The sequence below is a fragment of the Pseudomonas sp. GW822-FHT06D10 genome (assembly GCF_058799535.1).
Genome location: NZ_JBXALN010000002.1, coordinates 460,683 through 485,785, shown reverse-complemented (window position 1 = coordinate 485,785; position 25,103 = coordinate 460,683). Strand labels below are relative to the sequence as shown.

Genomic DNA, 25,103 nt, shown 5'->3' with positions numbered 1-25,103 from the left:
GCCGCCTGCACACCTCGCTTAGCAAGCGTGGGGCAAAGCGCACCAAACCTTCGGCGATGCAGCTAGTCTCAAGCATAGGCCGCACGAGGGCCGCCTACCGGCCCCGGCCGGTCCACTCAACCCAGCCTGCCACGAGCAGGTGTTCATTGAGGTCATCATGAAAATCCGTGAACTTGCACAACACTGGGAAGAAAACGCCAAGGGTCGCCTGACCCGGACCGGCTACCGGATTCACCTGGATGTGGAAGCCGCCGCGCGCCTGGCCGCCCTTTCCGAGATGTACCCCAAACGCCAGACCGAAGAACTGCTCGGCGAACTGATCGGCGCCGCCTTGGAAGAGCTGGAGGCGAGCTTCCCCTACATCCAGGGCCAGCACGTCGTGGCCACCGATGAAGAGGGCGATCCACTGTACGAGGATGTGGGTCCCACCCCTCGTTTCCTGGCATTGTCGCGCCAGCATCTGCACCTGCTGGCGAGCCAGTCCGACAAGCCCAAGCACTGAACTTCCACACTCCCGCGGTCACCTGACAATCATCCTTCCCGGCCCTGCAAAGGGTCGGGGATACCCCTGCGCACGGCAAAAGTTCCCGGTCTAAAGCCCTGTCCGATGCGTCAGATTTTTTCCGGCCAATCGCCATCTTTCTCTGAACTATTCAAAAAAGCCTCGGGTCACACCCATTAGCCATCACTGGAACGGCCGTTTCAAATTTTGCCATCAGCGCTCGTCGTCACTGAAGCGTCACGGCGCCAGAACCAGGATGGATTTTGATGTTTTCCAGGAGTTACCCAATGGAGTTGAAGACCATGAAGATCAGCACTGCCAAATCCTCGTTCACCTCTCTGCGCGGGCTGAAGCTGGCCGCGCTGGCCCTCGGTAGCAGCATGGTTCTGGCCGGTTGTGCCGGGAACCCGCCCACCGAGCAGTACGCGGTCACGCAATCTGCGGTCAATAGCGCAGTGAGCGCAGGCGGTACCGAATTTGCTGCCGTGGAAATGAAGTCGGCGCAGGACAAGCTCAAGCAAGCCGAGATTGCCATGCACGACAAGAAGTACGACGAAGCCCGCCGCCTGGCTGAACAAGCCGAGTGGGACGCCCGCGTAGCAGAGCGCAAGGCCCAGGCCGCCAAGGCCGAGCAAGCGCTGAAAGACTCGCAGAAAGGCGTTCAGGAACTGCGTCAGGAAGGCATGCGTAGCGTGCAATAAGAAGCCGCCGCCGATTCCCACGTACTCGTATTTGATTGAAAGGACGAACCATTATGCGCAAACAATTGATGATCCCAGCCCTGTTGGCCATGAGCGTAGCCCTGGCGGCCTGCTCCACCCCGCCTAACGCCAACCTGGAAAATGCCCGCACCAACTTCTCCGCCCTGCAGGCCAACCCGCAGGCCAGCAAGGTCGCCGCCCTGGAAACCAAGGACGCCGCCGACTGGATGGACAAGGCCGACAAGGCCTACCTGAACAAGGACGACGAGAAGAAGGTCGACCAACTGGCCTACCTGACCAACCAGCGGGTTGAAGTGGCCAAGGAAACCATTGCCCTGCGCACCGCCGAAGCCAAGCTCAAGGACGCCGGCGACCAGCGCGCCCGCGCCATCCTCGATGCCCGCGACGCGCAGATCAAGCAGTTGCAGGACAGCCTCAACGCCAAGCAGACCGACCGCGGCACCCTGGTGACCTTCGGTGACGTGCTGTTCGCCACCAACAAGTCCGACCTGAAATCCAGCGGCCTGGTGAACATCAACAAGCTGGCGCAATTCCTCCAGCAGAACCCCGATCGCAAGGTGATCGTCGAAGGCTACACCGACAGCACCGGCAGCGATTCCTACAACCAGTCGCTGTCCGAGCGCCGTGCTGGCTCGGTGCAGATGGCTCTGATCCGCATGGGTATCGACCCGGCGCGCATCGTCAGCCAGGGCTATGGCAAGGAATATCCGGTGGCCGATAACGGCAGTGTTTCCGGCCGCGCCATGAACCGTCGCGTGGAAGTCACCATCTCCAACGACAACCAGCCGGTCGCACCACGTTCGTCGGTCAGCCGCAACTGATCGGGCACCCTGCCTATATAGGCAGGTAAGACAAAACGCCGCCAACCTCTTCAGGTCGGCGGCGTTTTTTTATGCCGTTATCCATGTAGGAGCCGGCTTGCCGGCGAACAGATCACTGCTCCAGTTGCGGGGTTTCCTGCCCCATGCAACGCACGGCCTGCTTCTTCTTGTTCACCAGCACCCCGGTCAGGCCTTTCTGCTGGGTGTCGAACAGCACCAGTACACCGTCGATGCACTGGGCCACTTCATCGGCCGGTTGCAGGGAGATCTTGTAGTCCTCGCCGGGCACGGTCTTGAGCATGGTGAAGTCGCTGAGCAGCAATGCATCCTCCGGTTTGGCGAAGTGCAGGTAGCCGTAGTACCACAGGCTGCCCACGGTGACGATGATGCTGCAGATACCGGTGATGATCATGGGAATGGCGTTGCGTTCTTCACTCATTGCGGACTCTCTGGAGGTTCAACTGCTGAATTCGGGGGCGTCGGGTAATTGGGGATCTCCCCCAGGCGGCGCAACCCGTCGAAATGCTGCGGATCATCGAGGTAGCGCAGCATCACGCGGCGCCAGGTCGGATCGGCAAAGGTTTGCACATGGCCGCCGCGGGTCAGCTGCAGGACCCTGGGCGGGGGCGCAGCTTGATACACACGGATGCCATTGGAAAGGGGCACGATGGGATCGTCGATGCTGTGGTAGATCAGTTTCGGCACCCCGGTCAGGCGCGGCATCGAGTGAATCGCGCTGTCGGTGTCCGGCACCAGCCACGACAACGGCACCTGCAACGGCCAGGTCAGCCAGGAAGTGCTCAGGGCATAGCGCCCGACATCGCGATAACTGGCCGGTACGCCATCGAGGACGATGGCCTTGAGCTGGGCCTGACGCTCGGGGTGCTGTACCAGGTAGTGGATGGCCAGGGCGCCGCCCAGGCTTTGCCCCAGCACGATCAATGGCTTGCCCTGCACTTCGGGGGCCTGGTCCAGCCACTTGAACGCGGCATCCAGATCCTGATAGATCGCCGGCAGGCTCGGTGCACCTTCGGACAGGCCATAACCGCGATAGTCCACCAGCAGCACCTGATAGCCCTGCTCCGGCAGCCACCAACTGCCCCCCAGGTGCCAGGCCAGATTGCCGCCGTTGCCATGCAGGTGCAGCACCGTGCCCTTGACCGCCACTCCGGGTTTGGCCGGCAGCCACCAGCCGTGCAGCTTGAGGCCATCGGCGGTGGTCAGGGTCACGTCACGGTATTCGAGCCTGGCCCGCTCAGGGGTGAAAGGCAGCCCGGGTTCGGGATAGAACAGCAACGAACTGCAGCCCTGCAGGCCCAGCAGCAGGGCAAATACCGCGCAACACTTCAGCAGCCGGCTCATCCGCAGCCCCCTGGCCTGTACCCGGATGGGCGCTGAAGGCCCTGCGGGCCTTGTCGCAGCCTGTGCCAGTGGCTACAGCTCTCTGTGGATACGTCCATGTGCGCCCCCCGGCAGAAGTCAAAGAATGTTGGAGTAGTCCGCCTCGATCCGGTCCAGGCTCAGATGGTTGAGGAAGTTGGAGAAACACATCCAGGCCGACAGCGCGTTCATGTCGCGAAACTGTTCGGGCAGGTACTTGGGCGCCACCACCAGCCCTTCGTCCACCAGCTGGCGCAGGGTGCGCATGTCCTCGAGGGTGGTCTTGCCGCAGAACAGCAGCGGCACCTGCTCCAGCTTGCCCTTGCGCACAGCCAGCTGAATGTAGTTGTAAACCATGATGAAGCCCTTGAGGTAGGACAAGTCTTTGGTAAACGGCAGCCCCGTGGGCACCGACCCGCGGAACACCCGGCTGGCATTGCCGTAGCTCTCGGCCATCTCGAAGCCCTGCTCGCGGAAGAACTCGAACACCTGCAGGAAGTCCGCGCCCTCCTCCACCATATGGATGGCCCGGGTGCGGTTGGTCAGCTTGCGCAAACGGCTGGGGTAAGAGGCAAAGGTGATGATCTCCATCAGGATCGCCAGCCCCTCCTGGGTCACCGTGGACGAGGGCGGGCCCTTGGCCAGGAAGGTGCAGATCGGCTGGTTGAGGCCGTTCAGGGTGGTGCCCACGTGCACCAGCCCCTCATGGACTTCCAGGGCTCGCACGTCACGGTTGTTGAACATCGCATCGCTGCGGATCTTGATGTAGTCGGCGCCCGCCGCGGCGTCGGCGACGATCCCGTCGGACTCGAACACCCGGATGGTTTCCTCTGCCTCGCCGAACACCTTGTTCAGGCGGCTCTGCAGCAGGCTCACGGCATCCTTGGCACTCAGGGTCTTGGGTTCGTCCTTGAGATCGCCCCGACCGTCGATGTTGTTCAGGTAATCGGACATCATCAGCCCCAGGTCCGCCAGGGTCGGGTCGCCGGCATGGAAGGCATCGGATGCGGCGCCGTACAGCTCCTGCGAGATCAGGCCGAAGTCGCCGGTACCCCGTGCTTCGAGCATGCGTACCACCATGCGGTATTCCTTGCACATGCGGCGCATGATCTGCCCCACCGGGTTGAACTGGCCCAGTTGGCGGGTGATGTCGCGCTCGATGTTCTGGAATTCCAGCTTCACCGCGCCAGAATCGAAAGACAGTGGCCGCCCCTCGTAATAGGCGCGGTCCACCGCCGGCATTTCCTTGCCCTTGGCCTTGAGAAAGCCTTTGCGGACGTTCTCGTCCCACTTCACCGCATCCAGCACGCGGATCGGTGTCTGGGCCAGCACTATGCGATCGGACAACGTGCGTATCGTCTGCTGGTAATCGTCCACCAAAAGCTCCTATTGAATGGGTCTGTAGCGCGGGGTCACTTGCCCACGCGCTTGAAGCGCGCCGCCTCGACGAACAAGTCGGAATTGGCGGGGTCGTCAAGGTAGGCGAAGACCTCGGGCAAGGGGCTGCTGATCAGCACGCCATCGCCTTCGGCCGTGGCCATGGGCTCACCGCTCAAGGCCTTTTGACCCAGGGCCTGGCGAATCTGTTCCAGGTCCAGGGTGTAAAGCACCAGTTCGTGCCTTGCCGTCAACTCGAAGCCGGCAATGCTGTAGTGCCCGCCAAAGGCCTGGGGCACCGCCGCTGACAGGTACCAGCGGTTGCCATGCCGGGAGACGGTGAAATCATAGGTGTCCCGCGGGCGCGCCGTGCCGCCTGGGTAACTCGAGGCACGGTAGCGGTTGGCGCCAATCTGGCTGAGCTGGATGTTCAGCGGCTCGCCCCAGGCATTCTTGCTGGCCCACTTGCCCAGCAATTGGGCAGGCGCCGCCTGCGCAGCCGGCAGCGGCTCCTTGAAGGTCACCAGGCAACCGCTGAGCAGCAGGAACGACAGGGCAATCAGGACGCGCCAGGCTTGCATGCAACTCTCCCATGAACACCAGAATCACTGTAGCCGCTGGCGCGGGCCACGACCGCCAGGCCGCAGCCGGCAAGCCAGGCCGGGCGGCTCAGACCGAAGCCAGAACCAGATGCATGTAGCGCGTGAGGATGCCGAGCATCTCTTCTTCCACCAGCGGCTCGGCGCCGTTGAGCAGGCCCTGATATTCCATCCGGCCGATTATCGACGTCAATACCTTGGCATCCTGCTGCGGCTCCCGCGAGCCCAGGACCTGGAAAAACTGGCAAGTGCCGTGCAGCAGGATCTGCTGGTGCGAGCGCACCAGCTGCGCCAGGCGCGGGTTGAGCAAGGCTTCCTGGCGGAAGGCCTGTTCGGCCATCAGGTGTTCACGACGGGTACTCAACTGGCGCCGTACGTAATCGGCGGTCATACGCGCGATATCGTCGGCCAGTTGCGAGCGCGAGGCGGCGCTGCCGTCGCCATAGGCGACCATTTCCCGCAGCAGCCCTTCGTTGCTGGCCCACAGCTTGGCCATGAACGCCGCGCTGCGCTCCACGTACTGGGCGAAGGTATCGGTGAGCAGGTCATCGATATCCTTGAAGTAATAGGTGGTGGCCGACAAGGGCACACCGGCTTCGGCGGCCACCGCACGATGGCGCACGGCCCGCACGCCGTCACGCACGACAATGCGCATGGCGGCATCGAGAATATCCTGTCTACGCTGCTCACTGCCTTGGCGGCTGGCCTTGCGGCCCTGGTACTGAACACTTTCAGCCACCGCAGTGGCGATGCCAGCTGCACCTTCTTGAGCAATTGCGCGGTTCACGACAGGTATTCCCTCTTAAAAATCACACAGAATTAGAAGCGGTACGTCAGTTCCAACCAGACAATAAAAAGCCGCCTGATAAAGGCGGCTGATTATTCAGAGCACTTAAGCTTGCGGCCGCATGTGCGGGAACAGGATCACGTCGCGAATCGACGGCGAGTTGGTCAGCAACATCACCAGGCGGTCGATACCGATGCCCTCGCCGGCGGTGGGCGGCATGCCGTATTCCAGGGCACGGACGAAGTCGGCGTCGTAGTGCATGGCTTCGTCATCACCGGCGTCCTTGTCCGCCACCTGGGCCATGAAGCGCTCTGCCTGGTCTTCCGCGTCGTTCAACTCGGAGTAGGCGTTGGCGATTTCGCGACCACCAATGAACAGCTCGAAACGGTCGGTGACGTTGGGGTTATCGTCGTTGCGACGGGCCAGCGGCGACACTTCGAACGGGTACTGGGTAATGAAGTGCGGCTGCTCCAGCTTGTGCTCCACCAGTTCCTCGAAAATCATCACCTGCAACTTGCCCAGGCCTTCGAAGCCCAGCACCTTGGCACCGGCCTTCTTGGCGATGGCGCGAGCCTTGTCGATGTCGTTCAGGTCATCAGCGGTCAGTTCGGGGTTGTACTTGAGGATCGAGTCGAACACCGACAGGCGCGCGAACGGCTCGCCGAAGTGGAACACCTTGTCGCCGTACGGCACGTCGGTAGATCCCAACACAAGCTGCGCCAGTTCGCGGAACAGTTCTTCGGTCAGGTCCATGTTGTCTTCGTAGTCGGCGTAAGCCTGGTAGAACTCCAACATGGTGAATTCAGGGTTGTGACGGGTCGAAACGCCTTCGTTACGGAAGTTGCGGTTGATCTCGAACACTTTCTCGAAACCGCCAACCACCAGGCGCTTCAGATACAGCTCAGGGGCGATACGCAGGAACATTTCCATGTCCAGCGCGTTGTGGTGGGTTTCGAACGGCTTGGCCGCCGCGCCGCCAGGGATGGTCTGCAGCATCGGCGTTTCGACTTCGAGGAAGTCGCGCTTCATCAGGAAGCTGCGGATGTGGGCGATCACTTGCGAACGCACGCGGAAAGTCTGGCGTACTTCTTCGTTGACGATCAGGTCGACGTAGCGCTGACGGTAGCGCTGCTCGGTGTCGGTCAGGCCGTGGTGCTTGTCCGGCAGCGGGCGCAGCGACTTGGTCAGCAGGCGCACATTGGTCATTTCAACGTACAGGTCACCCTTGCCGGAACGGGCCAGAGTGCCTTCGGCAGCGATGATGTCGCCCATGTCCCAGGTCTTGACGCAGGCCAGGGTTTCTTCGGACAGGGTTTTACGGTTGACGTAGACCTGAATGCGACCGGTCATGTCCTGGATCACCATGAACGAGCCACGGTTGAGCATGATGCGACCGGCAACCTTGACCGGGATTGCAGCCTCTGCGAGCTCTTCCTTGGTCTTGTCCGCGTATTTCTTCTGCAGATCTTCGCAGTAGTTTTCGCGGCGGAAGTCGTTCGGGAAGGCATTGCCCTTGGCGCGCTCGGCAGCAAGCTTTTCCTTGCGCAGGGCGATCAGGGAGTTTTCTTCCTGTTGCAGGGCTTGCGGGTCGAGTTGTTGGTCGCTCATGTCTTTTGAAATTCCATCACAGGTTCATTGCCCCCAGGCCTTCGGCCTGGAGATCGCCGGCAAGCCGGCTCTTACGGGATCGCACCGTGTCAGCCGATCCCGTATTGCAGTATTACAAGCCCGACTTCAGGCTGGCTTCCAGGTATTCGTCGATGTCGCCGTCGAGTACCTTGTCGCAGTCGCTGCGTTCGATGTTGGTGCGCAGATCCTTGATCCGCGACGCATCGAGCACGTAGGAGCGGATCTGGTGACCCCAGCCGATGTCCGACTTGGTGTCTTCCAGCGCTTGCGACGCGGCGTTGCGCTTCTGCATTTCCTGCTCGTACAACTTGGCCCGCAGCATTTTCATGGCGGTGTCCTTGTTGGCGTGCTGGGAACGTTCGTTCTGGCAGCTGACCACGGTGTTGGTCGGTACGTGGGTGATACGTACGGCCGAGTCGGTGGTGTTTACGTGCTGACCGCCGGCACCGGAGGAACGATAGGTGTCGATCCGCAGGTCTGCCGGGTTGATTTCGATTTCCACCTTGTCGTCAATCTCGGGCGAGACGAAAACGGCGGAAAACGAGGTGTGGCGACGATTGCCGGAGTCGAACGGGCTCTTGCGCACCAGACGGTGCACGCCGATCTCAGTGCGCAGCCAGCCAAAGGCGTATTCGCCCTTGATGTGCACGGTCGCACCTTTGATACCGGCGACTTCACCGGCCGACAGTTCCATGATGGTCGCGTCGAAACCGCGTTTGTCGGCCCAGCGCAGGTACATGCGCAGCAGGATGTTGGCCCAGTCCTGGGCCTCGGTGCCGCCGGAGCCGGCCTGGATGTCCAGGTAGGCGTTGTTCGGGTCCATTTCGTGGCTGAACATGCGGCGGAATTCGAGCTTGGCGAGGTTTTCCTCGAGACGGGCCAGCTCGGCGACGACATCGCCTACCGCGCCTTCGTCCTCTTCCTCGACCGCCATGTCCAGCAGATCGCGGCAATCGGCCAGGCCGCCGTTCAGTTCGTCCAGGGTCTCGACGATCTGTGCCAGCGCTGCGCGCTCGCGGCCCAGTTCCTGGGCGTATTCGGGTTTGTTCCAGACACTCGGATCTTCAAGCTCGCGATTGACCTCGGTCAGACGCTCATGCTTTTGATCGTAGTCAAAGATACCCCCGAATAGTTTCGGAGCGCTCGGACAGGTCCTTGATGGTGTTCAGGATCGGGTTGATTTCCATGGGGGGCGGCACTCGTTGGCGAACTTTTGAAAGCCGGAGATTATAACGGAATCACTGATTCACGGCAGCCCGCTTAGCGGCTTTAAGCGCAATTAGACCCGCTAATTTAAGCGCCAGGACCTATACAATCCGAGCGTGAATGCCACTTCTCGCACTCGCTTGCCAGCAGAACCAGGAAACGGCCCGCCATGGAGAGAACCCTCAGCGACTCGCAAATCCGCTACATAAAGGCCCGCGAGCGTCGCAATCTCAGGGGAGCACAGGCATTCATATGCCTGTTCCTGAGCCTGTTCGTGCTGGTCCTGCTGCAAGGGGTCTGGCTGTTGATCTCCCCACGGCTGGCCTGCGCCCTGCTGGTACCGTGGGCGATCTTCCTGTGGTGGTGGGTCTTGCATCGTCTGAAAGGCCAGCAAAGCGAGGTGGCAGCCCGGACCCAGTGGCTGCAAGGCCAATTCAGCGCCACCTGGGTCTCCAGCCACAGAAATGGCCACTTCAGCTACAGCTTCGGTGACTACCCCATCGCCGCCTGCTGCCGGCTGAACAACCTCTTCAACGAGAAAAGGCTCGACCTGCACACCCGATACAGGGTCGAAGCCGCCCTTCTCACCTGCTCGCAAACCGCAAGCCACAGCTACTACCTGTTCGGCGACACCCTGGTGCCCGTCACTCGGGCCCCGGAGACCGACGAGCAGCCTGGAAGCTGAGGCGGTTACTCGATCCCGACCTGGTTGCGACCGTTGTTCTTGGCCAGGTACAGCCCCTTGTCCGCCGCCGAAATCAACTGCCGGCAATGGCTGTTGGGCTGCGGCGTTACGGTGGAAAGACCGATGCTGATGGTCAGGCTCGCGCCCTCCACCGGCGCGATATGGGGGATTTTCAAGGCTTCCACGGTCTGGCGCAGCTTCTCGGCCACCAGTCGCGCCCCGCCCGGCGAGGTATTGGGCAGCACCAGCACGAACTCTTCGCCGCCGTAGCGGGCCGGCAGGTCGGAAGGCCGGCTGCTGGCCTCGCGAATCGCCGTGGCCACCTTGCGCAGGGCTTCGTCGCCCTCCAGGTGGCCGAAGGTGTCGTTGTAGGTCTTGAAGTAGTCGACGTCGATCATCAACAGCGACAGCTGGCTCTGTTCACGCATCGCCCGCCGCCACTCCAGCTCCAGGTACTCATCGAAATGCCGGCGGTTGGACAGCCCGGTCAGGCCGTCGGAGTTCATCAGACGTTGCAGCACCAGGTTGGTGTCCAGCAGTTGCTGCTGGCTGACCCGCAGGGCGCGGTAGGCCGCGTCACGCTGCAACAGGGTCATGTAGGAACGGGAGTGATAGCGAATGCGCGCCACCAGCTCGATGTTGTCCGGCAGCTTGACCAGGTAGTCGTTGGCCCCGGCGGCAAAGGCCGCGCTCTTGATCAGCGGGTCTTCCTTGGTGGAGAGAACGATGATCGGGATGTTCTGGGTCGCCGGGTGGTTGCGGTACTCGCGCACCAGGGTCAGGCCGTCCAGGCCCGGCATCACCAGGTCCTGGAGAATCACCGTGGGCTTGATGCGGATCGCCTGGGCAATGGCCTGGTGCGGATCGGCGCAGAAGTGGAAATCGATGTTTTCCTCGTTCGCCAACCCACGCCGCACCGCTTCGCCGATCATGGCCTGGTCGTCCACCAGCAACACCATGGCGGCATTTTCGTCGGTCTTGAATTCGTCGAGCTGTAAATCATTCATGGGTTGTCACCTGAATTGCTACCTGGCCAGGACAGCTGCGTTTATCAGTCATTTGGCAAATATCTCCAGCAAACGTGGAGCGATCTTGTCCAGCGGGCGAATCTCTGAGGCGGCGCCGATGGCAGCGGCCGCCTTGGGCATGCCATACACCGCACTGCTGTTCTGGTCCTGGGCGATGGTCAGATAACCCTGATCACGCATCAGCTTCAAGCCCTGGGCGCCGTCACGGCCCATGCCGGTCAGCAGCACCCCCACCGCATCGCCATTCCAGAAACTGGCAACGCTCTCGAAAAACACATCGATGGAGGGCCGGTAGATCTCGTTCACCGGCTCGGCGGTATAGGCCAGGGTGCCGTTCTTCAACAGACGGATATGATGGTTGGTGCCCGCCAGCAGGACCTTGCCGCTTTGCGGCGGCTCGCCTTCCCGGGCCAGGCGCACCTCCAGGCCGGAGGCACTGCTGAGCCATTCGGCCATGCCTGCGGCAAACACCTGATCAACGTGCTGGACCAGCACGATGGCGGCGGCAAAGTCCTTTGGCAAGCCCTTGAGCAACACTTCCAGAGCCGCCGGCCCACCCGCGGAGGAGCCAATGGCCACCAGGCTCTGGCGTGGCGCACCGCTGCGCAGTGGCTGGGGCGCGGAACGCACCCGGCTGCCGCGCTGGCCGATCAGCCAACCGATATTGAGGATCTTGCGCAACAGTGGCGCCGCCGCTTCCTGGGCATTGCCCGCGCCCAGGGCCGGGGTGTCCACCACATCCAGCGCGCCGTGGCCCATGGCTTCGAACACCCGGTGCACATTCTGCTGGCGATCGACGGTGACGATCACGATGGCGCACGGCGACTCGGCCATGATCCGCCGCGTGGCCTCGACGCCATCCATCACCGGCATGATCAGGTCCATGAGAATCAGGTCCGGGGTCAGTTCGGCACAGTACTTCACCGCTTCCGCACCATTGGTGGCGACCCACACCACCTCGTGGCTGGGGTCGAAGGCCAGGGCACGGCGCAGGGCCTCCACGGCCATGGGCATGTCATTGACTATCGCTATCTTCATGCCCGCGCTCCTCCAATCAGTTCCACCACTGCATCCAGCAGGGCGTCGTCATGGAAACTGGCTTTGGCTAGATAATAGTCGGCACCGGCATCCAGTCCACGGCGCCGGTCTTCCTCACGGTCCTTGTAGGACACCACCATCACCGGCAGGGACTGCAGGCGATTGTCACGACGCAAGAGTGTGACCAATTCAATTCCATCCATTCGCGGCATGTCGATGTCGGTGATCAACAGGTCGAAGCTTTCCGAACGCAAGGCATTCCAGCCATCCATGCCATCCACTGCCACCGCCACGTCGTAACCGCGGTTGATCAGCAGCTTGCGTTGCAATTCACGCACCGTCAGCGAATCGTCCACCACCAGAATACGCTTGCGCGCGGCCTGTGCGTGCTGCTGATGGTTGCGCGCAATGCGCTCCAGACGCCCGGTATTGAGCAGTTTGTCCACCGAGCGCAGCATGTCCTCGACATCCACGATCAGCGCCACCCGGCCGTCATCGAGCAGGGCTCCGGCGGAGATGTCCTGAATCTTGCCCAGGCGGTCGTCCAGCGGCAGCACTACCAGGGTGCGCTCGCCGATGAAACGCTCCACGGCGATCCCGTACACCGCATCGCGCTCGCGGATCACCACCACTTTCAGAGTTGGCGCGCTTTCCTGGGTTGCCGGCCGCTGCAGCAACTGGCTGGCGGCGACCAGGCCGACATGCCGGCCTTCGTGCCAGAAATGCTGGCGCCCTTCCACCTGGACGATGGCCTCGGGCTCCAGGTCGCACATGCGTTCGATATGGGCCAGCGGGAAGGCGTAGGCCTCGTCGCCGACCTCCACCACCAGGCTGCGTACCACCGACAGGGTCAGCGGCACCTCCAGGTGGAAACGGCTGCCCTGGCCAGTGTCCTGTTCCAGCACCACCGCCCCGCGCAGCTGACGCACCATGTGCTGCACCGCATCCAGGCCGACGCCGCGACCGGAGACCTCGGTGACCTTGTCCCGCAGGCTGAAGCCCGGCAGGAACAGGAAGGTCAGCAACTCTTCCTCACTGAGCTGGGCCGCGGTCTGCGCCGGCGACAACTGGCGCTCGACAATGCTCTGGCGCAAACGCTCCAGATCGACCCCATTGCCGTCGTCACTGAGTTCCAGCACCAGCAGACCAGCCTGGTGGGATGCCCGCAGGCGAATCACCCCTTCCGCCGGCTTGCCCGCCAGCAGGCGCTGCTCCGGCAGTTCGATGCCGTGATCGACGGCGTTGCGCAGCAAGTGGGTCAACGGCGCTTCGAGTTTCTCCAGCACATCGCGGTCGACCTGGGTCTTCTCCCCCTCGATCTCCAGGCGTACCTGCTTGCCCAGGCTGCGCCCCAGGTCGCGAACCATGCGCACCTGGCCGGTGAGTACGTCGGCAAAGGGCCGCATGCGGCAGGCCAGCGCGGTGTCGTAGAGCACCTGGGCGCGCTGGCTGGCCTGCCAGCCGAATTCGTCGAGCTCGGCGGTTTTCTCCGCCAGCAACTGCTGGGATTCGGCCAGCAGGCGCCGCGCATCCGCCAGGGCCTCCTGAGCCTCCAGGCTCAAGGCATGTTCCTTGAGGTGCAGGTTGAGGTTTTCCAGGGCGGTCAGGCTGTTGCTCTGGATCCGCCGCAGGCGCTGCAAGGTGGCCAGGTAGGGCTTGAGTCGCTGGGTTTCCACCAGGGATTTGCTCGACAGGTCCAGCAGGCTGTTGAGACGCTCGGCCGTGACCCGCAGCACCCGCTCGCCGCCTTCGGTCATGCGCTTGCCCGGGCGAGCGGGCTCATGGACGGGTTCGCTGGCAGCCAGCAGCACGGGTTCGGCCTCGGGCTCGCCCAGGAGCGCTCCATGGGCTTGCACCGGGGCTTGCGGTTGTGCGATTGGCAGCTCCGGCACTGGCGGTTCCGGCATTTGCGCCGCCGGCATCGCGGCCCCTGGGGTCAACAGGCGCTCCATCAGGGCCACGTACAACGGGATGTCCGCGGCGACCAGCTCCGCACCGCCCGGGGTGGCGATGCGCATCAGCAGGTCGGTGCCCTGCAGCAGGGCATCGATATGCTCGGGCTGCAGGTACAGCCGTCCTTCCTGGGCGCTCACCAGGCAGTCTTCCATCACGTGGGCAACGCTGACCCCGGCATCGACCCCGACAATCCGCGCCGCGCCCTTGAGGGAATGGGCTGCGCGCATGCAGGCTTCCAGCTGGTCGGCCTGGGTCGGGTTGCGCTCCAGGGCCAGCAGCCCGGTGCTGAGCACCTGGGTCTGGGCTTCGGCTTCCAGGCTGAACAGCTCCAGCAGCGAGGCGTCGCGCATCTGATCGGGGGTCATGTCAGGCTCCGGGTCACGGCCGCGAGCAATTGCTCTTCGTCCAGCAGGCGCAGGCTGCGCCCCTGCCATTGCAACACGCCACGGGTGTACTTGGCATTGGCCTGCTCGCCGGAGGCCGAGGCGCCGTTGAGGATGCGCTCGTCGATGGCGTGGATGCCGTGCACTTCGTCCACCGGCACCACCACCGGGCCTCCGGCGGCGCCGATGATCAGCATGCGCGGCATCACCCGTCCTCCTGCCGGCGCGGCCGGGGAAGGATCCAGCCCCAGAAGCTCGGTCAGCGACAGGCAGGCCACCAGCGCCCCGCGGACATTGGCCACCCCCAGCAGGGCGCGCGAACGCTGGTGCGGCAAGGAATGAATCGCCTGCTGCGGTGCCACTTCCAGCAGGCAGCGGGTCGGCAGGCCCAGCCACTCTTCGCCGAGGCGGAACATCAGCAGCGAGCGAGTGACCACATCGCTGTCGGCCTCCAGCACCACCGAATGCTCGCGGTCCTCCTGGCGCAACGAATAGCGGTCCAGCAGGCGGGTGGCGGCGGCCGAATACACCGAGCAGTTGCGGCAATGAATGTGCTCGGCCAGCAACGGGCAGGACTTGTCGCCATGGATACCGATGCGGTTCCAGCAATCATCGATGGCCTGCGCATCTTCACGGGTGACGTCCAATGAATAGGGATGGCTCATCGTTTCAACTCACTGTCGGCAGAGCGAACGCTGCGGGCCGCGCGCTCCTGCAATCGTTGGGCCCCGGCCACATCACCCTGGGAAGCCAGCAGCGCGCCCAAGTGCGCCAGGGCTTCGGGGTGCTGGGGCGCCAGGTACAGGGCCTTGCGGTAGTAACCCTGGGCTTCCATGGCGTTGCCGGCCACATCACTGAGCAGGCCCAGCCAGTAGAACACCTGGGCCACCGGCTCGTGCTGCTGCAAATAACGCTCGCAGGCGGCACGGGCCTCGGCGCTCTTGCCCTCGTTGGCCAGGGCGGCAATGGTGGCCAGCAGGCTGGCGGCATCGCTTTCCATCCGCGCGCCGTCGCTCAACGGCGCCGCTACCGGGCGCCTGGCGAACGGCCGTGGGCGCGGCGCCGGGGGCACCACGCTGCGCACGGGAACCGGCAGCGGCAAGGGTTGCGGCAGCGCCACCGGGGCCGGCTCGGGCTCATGGTGGCGGCTGAAGGCGAAGGACTGCGGGATGCCGATGGAGCGCATGCCCAGGCGGCCCAGGAGGCTGCCTTCGGCGGGGCCGATGAACAGCACGCCCTCTTCATGGGTCAGGCGCTTGAGCACCTCGAACACCTGGCGCTGGGTCGGCTGGTCAAAATAGATCAGCAGGTTGCGGCAGAACACGAAATCGAAGGCTGGTTCACTGGCCAGCAAGCCCGGATCCAGGACATTGCCCACCTGCAACCGCACCTGCTCACGAACCCGCTCGCTCAGGCGATAGCGCTCGCCTTCTTCAGGGTTGAAATACCGCTCGCGAAACTCGATGGGCTGGCCACGAAAGGAATTCTTGCCGTACAGCGCAGCCTTGGCCCGCTCCACCGACAATGGGCTGACGTCCAGGCCGTCGACCTTGAACTGATGCGGCGCCAGGCCGCCATCGAGCAGGGCCATGGCGATGGAATAGGGCTCCTCGCCGGTGGAGCACGGCAGGCTCAACAGGCGCAGGGCTCGCATGCCCTTGATCTGCGCCAGCCGCGCCTTGGCCAGCTTGACCAGGGTAGCGAAGGATTCCGGATAGCGGAAAAACCAGGTTTCCGGAACGATCACCGCTTCGATCAGGGCCTGCTGCTCATCCCGCGAGCCTTGCAGTTTCTGCCAGTACTCATCGCTGCTGCGGGCATACAGGGCATTGCAGCGCTGGCGTACCGCGCGCTCGATGATCGCCGGCCCCACGGAGGCGACATCCAGGCCGATACGTTCCTTGAGGAAATCGAAAAATCGTTGCTCCTCGCTCATCGAGGCTCCTCAAGCGATGCCGGATCCAGGGGCACGGCGGGAAACAGCAGCTCACGCACCTTGAGAGGCAGCAGGTCGTCGACCCGCACCCATTGCAGCAGGCCCTGGGCGTCTTCGCGCACCGGCCCCAGGTATGGCGCCTGGCGGTTGTCCAGGCCATAGGGCTGGAACTGCGCCGGGTCGCAGCGCAGGGTGTCGTTGGCCCGTTCCAGCAACAGCCCGAGAATCCGCGCCGGCTGCCCGGCATCGCCACGGTAGTGCACCAGCACCAGCCGGGTACTGGTGCGCAACTGCGCCGGGCGGCCGAAGGTCAGCTCGCACAGGTCGATGACTGGCACCACCACGCCGCGATAGGCAAACACCCCGGCCACCCACGACGGCGCCTGGGCAATGGGCTTGAGCTGCAGGCGCGGCAACACCTCCACCACATCCACGGCCTGCAGCGCATAGCGCTCCTGGCCGATGCGGAACACCAGGAACAGAGCATTCTTGGCGTCAATTGCGCCGTTGCGCTTGTGCGCGAGCTCATCCATCAGACTTTGAAACGCGAAACGCCGCTGCGCAGCCCCACCGCCACCTGGCTCAGCTCATCAATGGCAAAGCTGGCCTGGCGCAGGGACTCGACGGTCTGGCTGCTGGCATCCCCCAGTTGCACCAGGGCATGGTTGATCTGCTCGGCACCTGTGGCCTGGGCCTGCATGCCCTCATTGACCATCAGCACCCGCGGAGCCAGGGCCTGGACCTGATGGATGATCTGCGACAGCTGTTCACCCACCTGCTGCACCTCGGCCATGCCGCGGCGCACTTCCTCGGAAAACTTGTCCATGCCCATGACCCCCGCCGACACCGCCGACTGGATCTCACGGACCATCTGCTCGATGTCATAGGTAGCCACTGCGGTCTGATCCGCCAGGCGCCGCACCTCAGTGGCGACCACGGCAAAACCGCGGCCGTACTCGCCGGCCTTCTCGGCCTCGATGGCGGCGTTGAGCGACAGCAGGTTGGTCTGGTCGGCGACCTTGACGATGGTCACCACCACCTGGTTGATGTTGCCGGCCTTCTCGTTGAGGATCGCCAGCTTGGCGTTCACCAGGTCTGCCGCGCCCATCACCGAGTGCATGGTGTCTTCCATGCGCGCCAGGCCCTGCTGGCCGGAGCCGGCAAGCACCGAGGCCTGGTCGGCGGCGCTGGACACTTCGGTCATGGTGCGCACAAGGTCCCGGGAGGTCGCGGCGATCTCCCGCGAAGTGGCGCCGATTTCCGTGGTGGTGGCGGCCGTCTCGGTGGCGGTGGCCTGTTGCTGCTTGGAGGTGGCGGCGATCTCGGTCACCGAGGTGGTGACCTGCACCGAGGAGCGCTGGGCCTGGGACACCAGGGCGGTGAGCTCGGTCATCATGTCGTTGAAGCCGGTTTCCACGGCGCCGAACTCGTCCTTGCGGTCCAGGTTCAAGCGGCCGCTCAGGTCACCGGTGCGCATGATTTCCAGAATGCTCACGATGCGGTTCATCGGCGCCATGATTGCGCGCATCAGCAGCAGGCCGCAGAGCCCGGCAGCCAGCACCGCCAGCAGCAACGACACGCCCATGCTGACCTTGGCCGCGGCCACCGCATCGTCGATGGCGGCGGTGGCGGAGTCGGCCACGGCCTTGTTTTCACTGATGATGTCGTTGAGTTTCATCCGCCCCGCGGTCCAGGCCGGGGTCAGTTGCTCATTGAACAGGCGGATTGCCTCGGCTTCCTGGCGACGCTGGTGCAGATCGAGCACGGCGGCCTGGATGCGGTTGAAATCTTGAAGATCCTTCTCGAAGGCATCGAACTCGCTCTGGTCCTCGCGGCTGTTGATGGTCTGCTTGTAATTGGTCATCTGGGTCTGCAGGCGTTCTTCGAAGGCCTTGAAGTCCGCCTTGTCCTCGGCGCTGATGTCCTCATTCTGCTTGAGGCCGATGATTTCCTGGGTCTGCAGGTAGCTGTCGACCCAGGCGCTGCGGATCATCGAACTGAAATAGACCCCGGGCACCGCGTCATTGCGCATGCGCTCCTCACCGGATTCGATCTTCAACAGCCGCGAGTACGAGACGACGACCATCAACAGCATGATGGCGATAATCACCGCAAAGCTCGCCAAAATGCGTTGGCGCAACGTCCAGTTCTTCACAGTCAGTCCTCGAGGCCATTCAAAAATGTGGGGAGTATAGCCGAGGACGATGCAGGTTTTATGGGTGGTTTAGCACCACGGTTGGCACTTTCGATAAATTTGTGCACCCGCTCTGGATGGCGGCTGAGCGGCGTTTTTCATCACCCCGGCCAAGGCAATTCGGCAAATCCACCCGGCAGAACCGCCATCCCTGGCGAACGGCACTCCCAACGCCGCTTCAGAGGGCGTTCTGGCGCACCTGGTTCTCCAGTTCGGCCTTGAGCCCCGGCGCCAGTTGCAACTGGCGCGCCAGCTCGTCCAGGTAGGCTTTTTCCATGAAGTGCTCTTCATCCACCAGCATCACGCTGGCCAGGTACATTTCCGCGGCCATTTCCGGCGTGCTCGCGGCCCGCGCGACATCCGCCGGGTCCAGGGGCTTGTTCAGTTCACTGTGCAGCCACTGCTGCAATTGCGGGTCGTTGTCCAGCTTGCGGAACTCGCCCTCGATCAGCGCCCGCTCGCGCTCGTCCACATGGCCGTCGGCCTTGGCCGCCGCCACCAGGGCCTTGAGGATCGCCTGGCTGTGCAACTCCACCTGCTGCGCCGGCAGGCGGTCCAGGGTCTGGGGTTCGTTGCGCGGGGCGGCGCCCTGCTGCGCCTGCCAGTTGCCGTAGGCTTTGTAGGCCAGCACGCCGAGGGCCGCGAGACCGCCGTAGGTCAGGGCCTTGCCGCCGTACTTGCGGGCCTTCTTGTTGCCCAGCAGCAGGCCCATGGCCCCGGCTACCAAGGCACCGCCACCGGCACCGGAAAGCAGCCCACCGAGGCCGCCGGACTGGCCACCGAGCAAGCCGCCGAGGCCGCCCTGCGAGCCCTTGCCGTGCTCCGCCGGCGCTGCGCCTGCCTTGTTCTGCAGCATTTCCTGGCCGGACCTGAGTAATTGATCGAGCAATCCACGGGTGTTCATCTGCTGCCTCCGGAAAATAGGTGTCATGTCGACACATAAGGCTGTAAGCCTAGAGAGAAGTGCCCGGGTCGATGCGGCGATAGTGCTTCTGAATGTTGCTTTGCCCGGCCTGGAACACCGGCGTCACCCCACTGGATTGGCGCCCCGAGTTACGGCACTATCCGCCTCCTGAAAAGCACCGGCACCACTGCCCGGGCTCACCCCATACCTTCCGGCAGCAAGGATGCGCCCATGCCCCGTGACAACCCCGCCACCGTCTGCGAGTGCCGCCCATGAGCCTGGACGCTGCCAGCCGTTATCAGGTGACGCGAATCCTCACCGGCCTGGTGCCCCATTGCCTGCCACCGCTGCTGTTCTACTACGCCCATGTCTGGGGCATACCGGTGTACCGCAGCCACTTCGGCGCTCTCGCCAAGGGCTTCGGTCTGGGGATGATGGTGGAACTGCTGCTGCAACTGCTGATCGTCGTCAGCTTCCTGCAGGTCCTGGTGCCCCAGCTCAAGGTCAAGCTGGTCCTGATCGGCATCCTGGCGCTGTTCACCGCCTGGGCAATGTTTCCCGACCATCCGATACGCGGCTACGTCTATTGCTTCCTGATGACCGTGCCGCCATTGCTGGCGATCTGGCTGGCGCAGGGTCTGTGCCGGCTGTGCCTGCCCAGGGAGCAGTTGCATGCCCAGTAGAAACACCCCAATTGCGCGCCTCTGGCTGGCGCTTGTGCTGCTGATCATGGGCCGCCCCTGCCTGGCCATGAGCCTGGAGCAGCAGTTCGCCGGGCTTGCCGACTGCTCCATGGAAAACGTCTACCTGGACGCCAGCGACCACCAGCCCCGGGGCGCGTACTTCAGCGAACGCCAACTGCAGCCCTGCGAGCTGGACGAAGCCGCCCGCTATTGCGTCGACGACCAGTACCACGGCCTGGCAGTCAGCGCGGTGATGATTCCCTATCGCGGGCCGTTCTCGGTCCACGCCCTGTACCTCAAGGACAGCGTCGACAGCGTGCGCCAGCGCCTGGGAACCGCCTTCTTCGGTGATGGCCGGGAACGCCCGCTGCTCACCGAAGACCGCCATACTCCCGGCAGCTCGGTGCTGTATTGCGACCCGCAAAGCCAATGAGCCTGCTTGCCCACATGCCTGTTCTGTATCGCCCCCGGATGACCCTGCCGATGCCCACCCCCCGTCGCCGTTTGCACCTGATCGCCCTGAGCCTGCTGCTCGGTGCCGCCGCCCAGGCCGCCGCCGCACCTGCCTGCCCGTCCAGCGACCTGAAGGTCTTTGCCCAGGCCTTTGCCAGCAGCCCGGAACTGCAGCAGGCATTCACTGCCGTGCCACTGGTCGAGCAACGGCCGATCACTGACGAGCGCGGCCGGGAAGTCACCGCGCGCTACAAGCTCACGGGCGACACCCACCACCTGCTGACCCTGCTCGCCCCCAAGGCCCAGGCCGAAGCTGGCCTGCAGACCTTCTGGGAGGGCAATACCCTGGTGGTCAACGATCCCCTGGGCGACGTGGTGCAAGCCTTCGTCTTTGAACAGGGTGCCTGCTGGCAACTGGTGCGCGTCGAGCAATGGTCCATGGACGAATTGCTCACACACAACGCCCCCGCAGGCGAAAGCGCCCTGCAGCGACAGATGCGCAAGGCTGACCTGTTCCTGGGCTACGGCGGACGCGAGCAGTACCCGCTGACCGCGTACTTCTTCGAGCTCGGGCAACGCATCCTGCTCGATGCCGCCCGCCACGGCTCACCCAAGGCCGCGGTGCAGGCGGTCAGCCTCGGCTACTCGGGCATGGCCCCGGCGCTCAAGCCGGGGGAGCCGGAAGAACTGCTGCTGCCCTACGCCAAGACCGATGCCGAGGCGGCGCTGATGCTGTCCATGTACTACTGCGACCCAGTCGGCGATGGCTCGATCACCCAGTGCCAGCAGCCGCGCAAGTCCGAAGAGCTGGTGCTGCGCACCGCCAGGGAACTGGATTCAGGCAGCGCCTTCTACTACCTGGGCAGTGGCTATGCCGATGGCCAGTGGGGCGTCACCGACAGACCCAGGGCCCTGGCCTGTCACCAGGAAGCACTCAAGCGCGGTGACCTGCATAGCCTCTGGCCGCTGACCTGGTGGAGCAAAAAGAATGAGATGCCGGCCAGCGGCGCCCAGTGCCTGGAACCTTCAGCGCCCGCCCAGGCGGGAAGCTGAGCCCGCATCTTGACGCTTTTTAACAAAATCCCCATAGCTGCGCCCCGGCCTGATCGGGTTAATTGAGCCTCTGGCTCGATCAACCCCGGAGGTCCGTTCCATGCGCTGTACCCCGCTTTCACCACCGCTGTTGCCGGTACCCCGCAGATGACGGCCTCCGGAGCGACGCAAGCAGCGCGCCTGGAGCAGGTGGACGCCCTGCGCGGTTTCGCCCTGCTGGGCATCCTGGCGGTGAATATCTGGTCCTTCGCCGATCCGTACTACGCCTCGTCGGTGAGCAACCCGGGCTACGCCAGTAGCCTTGACCACCTGGTTCGCTGGCTGGTGTCGGTGTTCTTCGAGACCAAGTTCTACCTGCTGTTCTCGTTCCTGTTCGGCTATAGCTTCACCTTGCAGATGACCTCCGCCGAACGCTCGGGGGAGCGCTTCGTGCCGCGCATGTTGCGCCGGCAACTGGCCTTGCTGGTGATCGGCCTGATCCACGGCGCCCTGCTGTTCTATGGCGAAATTCTCTCGCTGTACGCCGTGCTGGGGCTGGTCCTGCTGATGCTGCGCGGCTTGTCGGTCCGCTGGGCGGCGGCCCTGGCCGCACTGTTGATCAGCGGCACGGCGGCGCTGTTCCTGCTGTTCGGCATCACCCTGCTGGAGGCCGGCCTCTACACCGGCGCCGCCGATGGCGGGCCGGTACTCAAGGACCTGGCCCTGAGCGGCAGCGCCCTGCAAACCCTGGCCTACAACGCCTCGCACCTGCTGGAAACCGCCTCCGCGCTGTGGCTGCTGCAGGGCCCCTGCACCCTGGCAATGTTCCTGCTGGGCTATGTGGCGGGGCGCAACAAGCTGCTGGTGGCGCCCTACGCCTTCGAACCGCACCTGGCACGGCTGCTGAGGATCAGCCTGCCGCTGGGCCTGGGTGGCGCCCTGCTCTACGGCTACTGGGCGGCCTATGCGCCCGGCGGCGGCCTGGAAGTGCTCGGCTACGGCATCAGCCAACTGACCGCACCACTGCTCTCGGCCAGCTACGCCATGCTGCTGCTCAAGGCCTTCGGCTCGGCCCCGGGCCAACGCCTGTGCCGACGGCTGGCGCCACTGGGGCGCATGTCCCTGAGCAACTACCTGCTGCAATCGCTGATTCTGGGGCTGCTGTTCACCGGCTACGGGCTGGGGCTGGTCAACCACTTGCCGCCGCTGTGGATTGTGCTGCTGGTGGTTGCCATCTACCTGCTGCAGATGCAGCTCAGCACCCTGTGGTTGCGCAGCCACCAGTACGGCCCCTGCGAGTGGCTGCTGCGGGCCGTGACCATCGCGGCCTGGCCAAGCTGGCGCAAGCGCCTGGCGGCCTAGGCCAGGCGCAGGTACAGGTGGATGTCCTCGGGCTCGATGCGCAGCAGTTCCGGGTCGGGCGCGGCCAGCAGTTCGCAGCCCAGGCTCCTGTAGAAATCCACCGTATGCCGCGACGGCGTGGCCGACACATACAAGCCCTGCCCCCCCAGGACCAGGGCCTGCTCCCGGGCCAGCGCAAACAACTGCCGGCCCAGGCCAAGGCCGCGATAGGCCTGGCTCACATGGAGGAACTTCAATTGCCGCAGATCCAGCCCGGCACAGGCGATCGGCAGGCAATCCACCACCACCGCGGCCACCAGCGCCGGGCCGTCGAACACCCCGTACAGCCAACCGCCACGCCGGTAACACTGCTGCAAGATCAGCGCATCATGCTCGGCCTCGCCCTCCGGCCAGCCCTGCACCACTTCATGCTGGGCGTAGCAGCTCAATTGCCCATTGCACAGGCGGTAGAACTCATCGATGACCTCGGCGCGGTCGATCCATTTGAGCAAGGGGATATCGTCTTCGCCGAGCAAGCGCGGGTGCAGCATGGGAGCAGTTCCTGAAGGGGATCGGGCGGTTACCAATGGACACAAGCTAATCATTTTTCTGCCCCTGGCGAACCGTTTATTCTATCCGGCGTCTGTTTATAGTCCGTTGCGTTTGGCCGATGGCATGACCGAACCACCCCTCGCGATCCCCCCACGCAGCCAGGAACGGCTTGGGATCTTTCTCTGATCAAGGTTCAACCATGCACCGCAGGAATCTCCTCAAAGCCTCCATGGCCCTGGCGGCCTATACCGGCCTCTCGGCCAGCGGCCTGCTGGCCGCCCGCGCCTGGGCCGGCGCAGCTGATGGCCAGGCCCAGGCGTTCGATTTCGAGCAGCTCAAGGCCCAGGCCAAGCAACTTGCCGCCAGCCAGTACGTGGACACCAAGCAGGTGTTGCCGCCCACCCTGGCGAAGATGACCCCGCAGAACTTCAACGCCATCCAGTACGACAGCAAGCACTCGCTGTGGAACGAGTTGAACGGGCAACTGGACGTGCAGTTCTTCCACGTCGGCATGGGCTTCAAGCAGCCGGTGCGCATGCACAGTGTCGACCCCAAGACCCGCCAGGCGCGGGAGGTGCACTTCCGCCCGCCACTGTTCAACTACCAGAACACCAGCGTCGACACCGCCCAGCTCAAGGGCGACCTGGGCTTTGCCGGGTTCAAGCTGTTCAAGGCCCCGGAACTGGACAAGCACGACGTGGTGTCCTTCCTTGGTGCCAGCTACTTCCGCGCAGTGGACGCCACCGGCCAGTACGGCCTCTCGGCCCGTGGCCTGGCCATCGACACCTACGCCAAGCGCCGCGAGGAATTCCCCGACTTCACCCAGTTCTGGTTCGAGACCCCGGACAAGGACAGCACCCGCTTCGTGGTCTACGCCCTGCTGGACTCGCCGAGCGCCACCGGTGCCTACCGTTTCGACATCGACTGCCAGGCCGAACGCGTGGTGATGGACGTCGACGCCCACATCAATGCCCGCACCGCCATCGAGCAACTGGGCATTGCACCCATGACCAGCATGTTCAGCTGCGGCACCCATGAACGGCGCATGTGCGACACCATCCACCCGCAGATCCACGACTCCGACCGCCTGGCCATGTGGCGCGGCAACGGCGAGTGGATCTGCCGCCCGCTGAACAACCCGGCGAACCTGCAATTCAACGCTTTCGCCGACAAGGACCCGAAAGGCTTCGGCCTGGTGCAGACCGACCACGAGTTCGCCAGCTACCAGGACACCGTGGACTGGTACAGCCGCCGCCCGAGCCTGTGGGTCGAGCCCACCACTGCCTGGGGCGAAGGCAGCATCGACCTGCTGGAAATCCCCACCACCGGCGAAACCCTGGACAACATCGTGGCCTTCTGGACCCCGAAAAAACCGGTGGCCGCCGGGGACTCGCTGAACTACGGCTACAAACTCTACTGGAGCGCCCTGCCGCCCGTGGGCACGCCCCTGGCGCGAGTACACGCCACCCGCTCCGGCATGGGCGGTTTCGTCGAAGGCTGGGCCCCGGGCGAGCATTACCCGGAAGTCTGGGCGCGGCGCTTTGCCGTGGACTTCACCGGCGGCGGCCTGGATCGCCTGCCAGCGGGGACCGGCATCGAGCCGGTGGTCACCGCGTCTAACGGCGAGATCAAGGACTTCAACGTACTGGTGCTGGACGAGATCAAGGGCTACCGCATCACCTTCGACTGGTTCCCCACCAACGACAGCGTCGAACCGGTGGAGCTGCGGCTGTTCATCCGCACCAACGACCGTACCCTGAGCGAGACCTGGCTGTACCAGTACTTCCCGCCGGCGCCGGACAAACGCAAATACCCGTGACCCGCTGCCAGCCCCGGCCCGCCCTACGGGCCTCTTCGCCGGCAAGCCGGCTCCTACAGACCGCACCGCCCCCGTA

25 protein-coding genes are annotated in these 25,103 nt (G+C 63.9%); 9 read left to right on the top strand and 16 right to left on the bottom strand.

Going from position 1 to position 25,103, the window contains the following annotated elements; all coding sequences use genetic code 11:
- Positions 1 to 157 precede the first annotated feature (157 nt).
- The 3 genes from AC1RL5_RS07730 (at position 158) to lptF (ending at position 2,045) form a co-directional block, all read left to right on the top strand.
- On the top strand, positions 158 to 502 hold the full coding sequence (locus tag AC1RL5_RS07730) for a hypothetical protein (protein ID WP_015634311.1): 345 nt from the start codon (positions 158 to 160) through the stop codon (positions 500 to 502).
- A gap of 287 nt (positions 503 to 789) precedes the next feature.
- Positions 790 to 1,203 (top strand): DUF4398 domain-containing protein, encoded by a 414-nt coding sequence (locus AC1RL5_RS07725; RefSeq protein ID WP_011059493.1) that lies wholly within the window; start codon positions 790 to 792, stop codon positions 1,201 to 1,203.
- A gap of 53 nt (positions 1,204 to 1,256) precedes the next feature.
- Positions 1,257 to 2,045, top strand: coding sequence for a lipotoxin F family OmpA-related lipoprotein LptF (lptF, locus tag AC1RL5_RS07720; protein ID WP_011059492.1), 789 nt, complete (start codon positions 1,257 to 1,259; stop codon positions 2,043 to 2,045).
- 112 nt (positions 2,046 to 2,157) lie between these two features.
- On the opposite strand, the gene AC1RL5_RS07715 is transcribed toward lptF, so the two are convergent.
- From AC1RL5_RS07715 to prfB, 7 genes are all read right to left on the bottom strand, one after another.
- Complete coding sequence (locus AC1RL5_RS07715; protein ID WP_011059491.1) at positions 2,158 to 2,484, bottom strand: PA3694 family proteiin; 327 nt, start codon at positions 2,482 to 2,484, stop codon at positions 2,158 to 2,160.
- The gene (locus AC1RL5_RS07710) at positions 2,481 to 3,407 is read right to left on the bottom strand and encodes an alpha/beta hydrolase (protein WP_019093912.1); all 927 of its coding nucleotides are present in this window, start codon (positions 3,405 to 3,407) and stop codon (positions 2,481 to 2,483) included. The genes AC1RL5_RS07715 and AC1RL5_RS07710 overlap by 4 nt, the downstream gene beginning before the upstream one ends.
- 117 nt (positions 3,408 to 3,524) lie before the next feature.
- Positions 3,525 to 4,802 carry a flavohemoglobin expression-modulating QEGLA motif protein gene (locus tag AC1RL5_RS07705; protein WP_011059489.1) on the bottom strand — a complete coding sequence of 426 codons (1,278 nt, stop codon included), beginning with the start codon at positions 4,800 to 4,802 and terminating at the stop codon, positions 3,525 to 3,527.
- 35 nt (positions 4,803 to 4,837) lie between these two features.
- Positions 4,838 to 5,383 (bottom strand): hypothetical protein, encoded by a 546-nt coding sequence (locus tag AC1RL5_RS07700; protein ID WP_492589211.1) that lies wholly within the window; start codon positions 5,381 to 5,383, stop codon positions 4,838 to 4,840.
- 88 nt (positions 5,384 to 5,471) lie between these two features.
- Complete coding sequence (locus AC1RL5_RS07695) at positions 5,472 to 6,188, bottom strand: TetR/AcrR family transcriptional regulator (RefSeq protein WP_011059487.1); 717 nt, start codon at positions 6,186 to 6,188, stop codon at positions 5,472 to 5,474.
- Positions 6,189 to 6,293: 105 nt separating this feature from the next.
- Positions 6,294 to 7,796 (bottom strand): lysine--tRNA ligase, encoded by a 1,503-nt coding sequence (lysS, locus tag AC1RL5_RS07690; RefSeq protein WP_072451182.1) that lies wholly within the window; start codon positions 7,794 to 7,796, stop codon positions 6,294 to 6,296.
- A 112-nt stretch (positions 7,797 to 7,908) separates the two neighbouring features.
- Positions 7,909 to 9,004 (bottom strand): peptide chain release factor 2 gene (gene prfB / locus AC1RL5_RS07685; RefSeq protein WP_100255254.1). Its coding sequence is split into 2 segments (ribosomal slippage): positions 7,909 to 8,931 and positions 8,933 to 9,004, totalling 1,095 coding nucleotides; the frame shifts between segments, so codons are not numbered across the junction.
- A 188-nt stretch (positions 9,005 to 9,192) separates the two neighbouring features.
- Here prfB and AC1RL5_RS07680 point away from each other — a divergent pair.
- A complete protein-coding gene (locus tag AC1RL5_RS07680) occupies positions 9,193 to 9,708 on the top strand; it encodes a hypothetical protein (protein ID WP_093404479.1) in 516 nt (171 codons plus the stop codon).
- A 5-nt stretch (positions 9,709 to 9,713) separates the two neighbouring features.
- On the opposite strand, the gene AC1RL5_RS07675 is transcribed toward AC1RL5_RS07680, so the two are convergent.
- The 8 genes from AC1RL5_RS07675 to AC1RL5_RS07640 all read right to left on the bottom strand — a co-directional run bounded on the left by AC1RL5_RS07675 (position 9,714) and on the right by AC1RL5_RS07640 (position 19,147).
- Complete coding sequence (locus tag AC1RL5_RS07675; protein WP_011059483.1) at positions 9,714 to 10,715, bottom strand: response regulator; 1,002 nt, start codon at positions 10,713 to 10,715, stop codon at positions 9,714 to 9,716.
- Positions 10,716 to 10,763: 48 nt separating this feature from the next.
- A complete protein-coding gene (locus AC1RL5_RS07670) occupies positions 10,764 to 11,774 on the bottom strand; it encodes a chemotaxis response regulator protein-glutamate methylesterase (RefSeq protein ID WP_011059482.1) in 1,011 nt (336 codons plus the stop codon).
- Positions 11,771 to 14,095, bottom strand: a complete 2,325-nt coding sequence (locus AC1RL5_RS07665; protein WP_093404484.1) for a hybrid sensor histidine kinase/response regulator — start codon at positions 14,093 to 14,095, stop codon at positions 11,771 to 11,773. Before AC1RL5_RS07665 ends, AC1RL5_RS07670 begins: the two co-directional genes overlap by 4 nt.
- Positions 14,092 to 14,778, bottom strand: coding sequence for a chemotaxis protein CheW (locus AC1RL5_RS07660; RefSeq protein WP_015634305.1), 687 nt, complete (start codon positions 14,776 to 14,778; stop codon positions 14,092 to 14,094). Before AC1RL5_RS07660 ends, AC1RL5_RS07665 begins: the two co-directional genes overlap by 4 nt.
- A complete protein-coding gene (locus tag AC1RL5_RS07655; RefSeq protein ID WP_072451185.1) occupies positions 14,775 to 16,049 on the bottom strand; it encodes a CheR family methyltransferase in 1,275 nt (424 codons plus the stop codon). Before AC1RL5_RS07655 ends, AC1RL5_RS07660 begins: the two co-directional genes overlap by 4 nt.
- Entirely contained in the window at positions 16,046 to 16,582 is a 537-nt protein-coding gene (locus AC1RL5_RS07650; protein WP_207239836.1) for a chemotaxis protein CheW, read from the bottom strand. The genes AC1RL5_RS07655 and AC1RL5_RS07650 overlap by 4 nt, the downstream gene beginning before the upstream one ends.
- Positions 16,582 to 18,204 (bottom strand): methyl-accepting chemotaxis protein, encoded by a 1,623-nt coding sequence (locus AC1RL5_RS07645; RefSeq protein WP_072451187.1) that lies wholly within the window; start codon positions 18,202 to 18,204, stop codon positions 16,582 to 16,584. The genes AC1RL5_RS07650 and AC1RL5_RS07645 overlap by 1 nt, the downstream gene beginning before the upstream one ends.
- 217 nt (positions 18,205 to 18,421) lie before the next feature.
- Complete coding sequence (locus tag AC1RL5_RS07640) at positions 18,422 to 19,147, bottom strand: tellurite resistance TerB family protein (RefSeq protein ID WP_492589210.1); 726 nt, start codon at positions 19,145 to 19,147, stop codon at positions 18,422 to 18,424.
- A 272-nt stretch (positions 19,148 to 19,419) separates the two neighbouring features.
- On the opposite strand from AC1RL5_RS07640, the gene AC1RL5_RS07635 reads away from it, so the two are divergent.
- The 4 genes from AC1RL5_RS07635 to AC1RL5_RS07620 all read left to right on the top strand — a co-directional run bounded on the left by AC1RL5_RS07635 (position 19,420) and on the right by AC1RL5_RS07620 (position 22,677).
- On the top strand, positions 19,420 to 19,830 hold the full coding sequence (locus AC1RL5_RS07635; RefSeq protein ID WP_072451189.1) for a hypothetical protein: 411 nt from the start codon (positions 19,420 to 19,422) through the stop codon (positions 19,828 to 19,830).
- The gene (locus AC1RL5_RS07630; protein WP_145712704.1) at positions 19,820 to 20,263 is read left to right on the top strand and encodes a hypothetical protein; all 444 of its coding nucleotides are present in this window, start codon (positions 19,820 to 19,822) and stop codon (positions 20,261 to 20,263) included. The genes AC1RL5_RS07635 and AC1RL5_RS07630 overlap by 11 nt, the downstream gene beginning before the upstream one ends.
- Positions 20,264 to 20,313: 50 nt before the next feature.
- Positions 20,314 to 21,336 carry a hypothetical protein gene (locus AC1RL5_RS07625; RefSeq protein ID WP_258538654.1) on the top strand — a complete coding sequence of 341 codons (1,023 nt, stop codon included), beginning with the start codon at positions 20,314 to 20,316 and terminating at the stop codon, positions 21,334 to 21,336.
- Between the two features lie 147 nt (positions 21,337 to 21,483).
- Positions 21,484 to 22,677, top strand: a complete 1,194-nt coding sequence (locus tag AC1RL5_RS07620; protein ID WP_015634298.1) for a DUF418 domain-containing protein — start codon at positions 21,484 to 21,486, stop codon at positions 22,675 to 22,677.
- Here the strand turns inward: AC1RL5_RS07620 and AC1RL5_RS07615 are convergent.
- On the bottom strand, positions 22,674 to 23,207 hold the full coding sequence (locus AC1RL5_RS07615; protein WP_065364562.1) for a GNAT family N-acetyltransferase: 534 nt from the start codon (positions 23,205 to 23,207) through the stop codon (positions 22,674 to 22,676). The two genes, AC1RL5_RS07620 and AC1RL5_RS07615, sit on opposite strands and share 4 nt — an antisense overlap.
- Before the next feature lie 200 nt (positions 23,208 to 23,407).
- Between AC1RL5_RS07615 and AC1RL5_RS07610 the strand changes: the two genes are divergently transcribed.
- A complete protein-coding gene (locus tag AC1RL5_RS07610; RefSeq protein ID WP_072451194.1) occupies positions 23,408 to 25,027 on the top strand; it encodes a glucan biosynthesis protein D in 1,620 nt (539 codons plus the stop codon).
- The last annotated feature ends 76 nt before the right edge of the window (positions 25,028 to 25,103 follow it).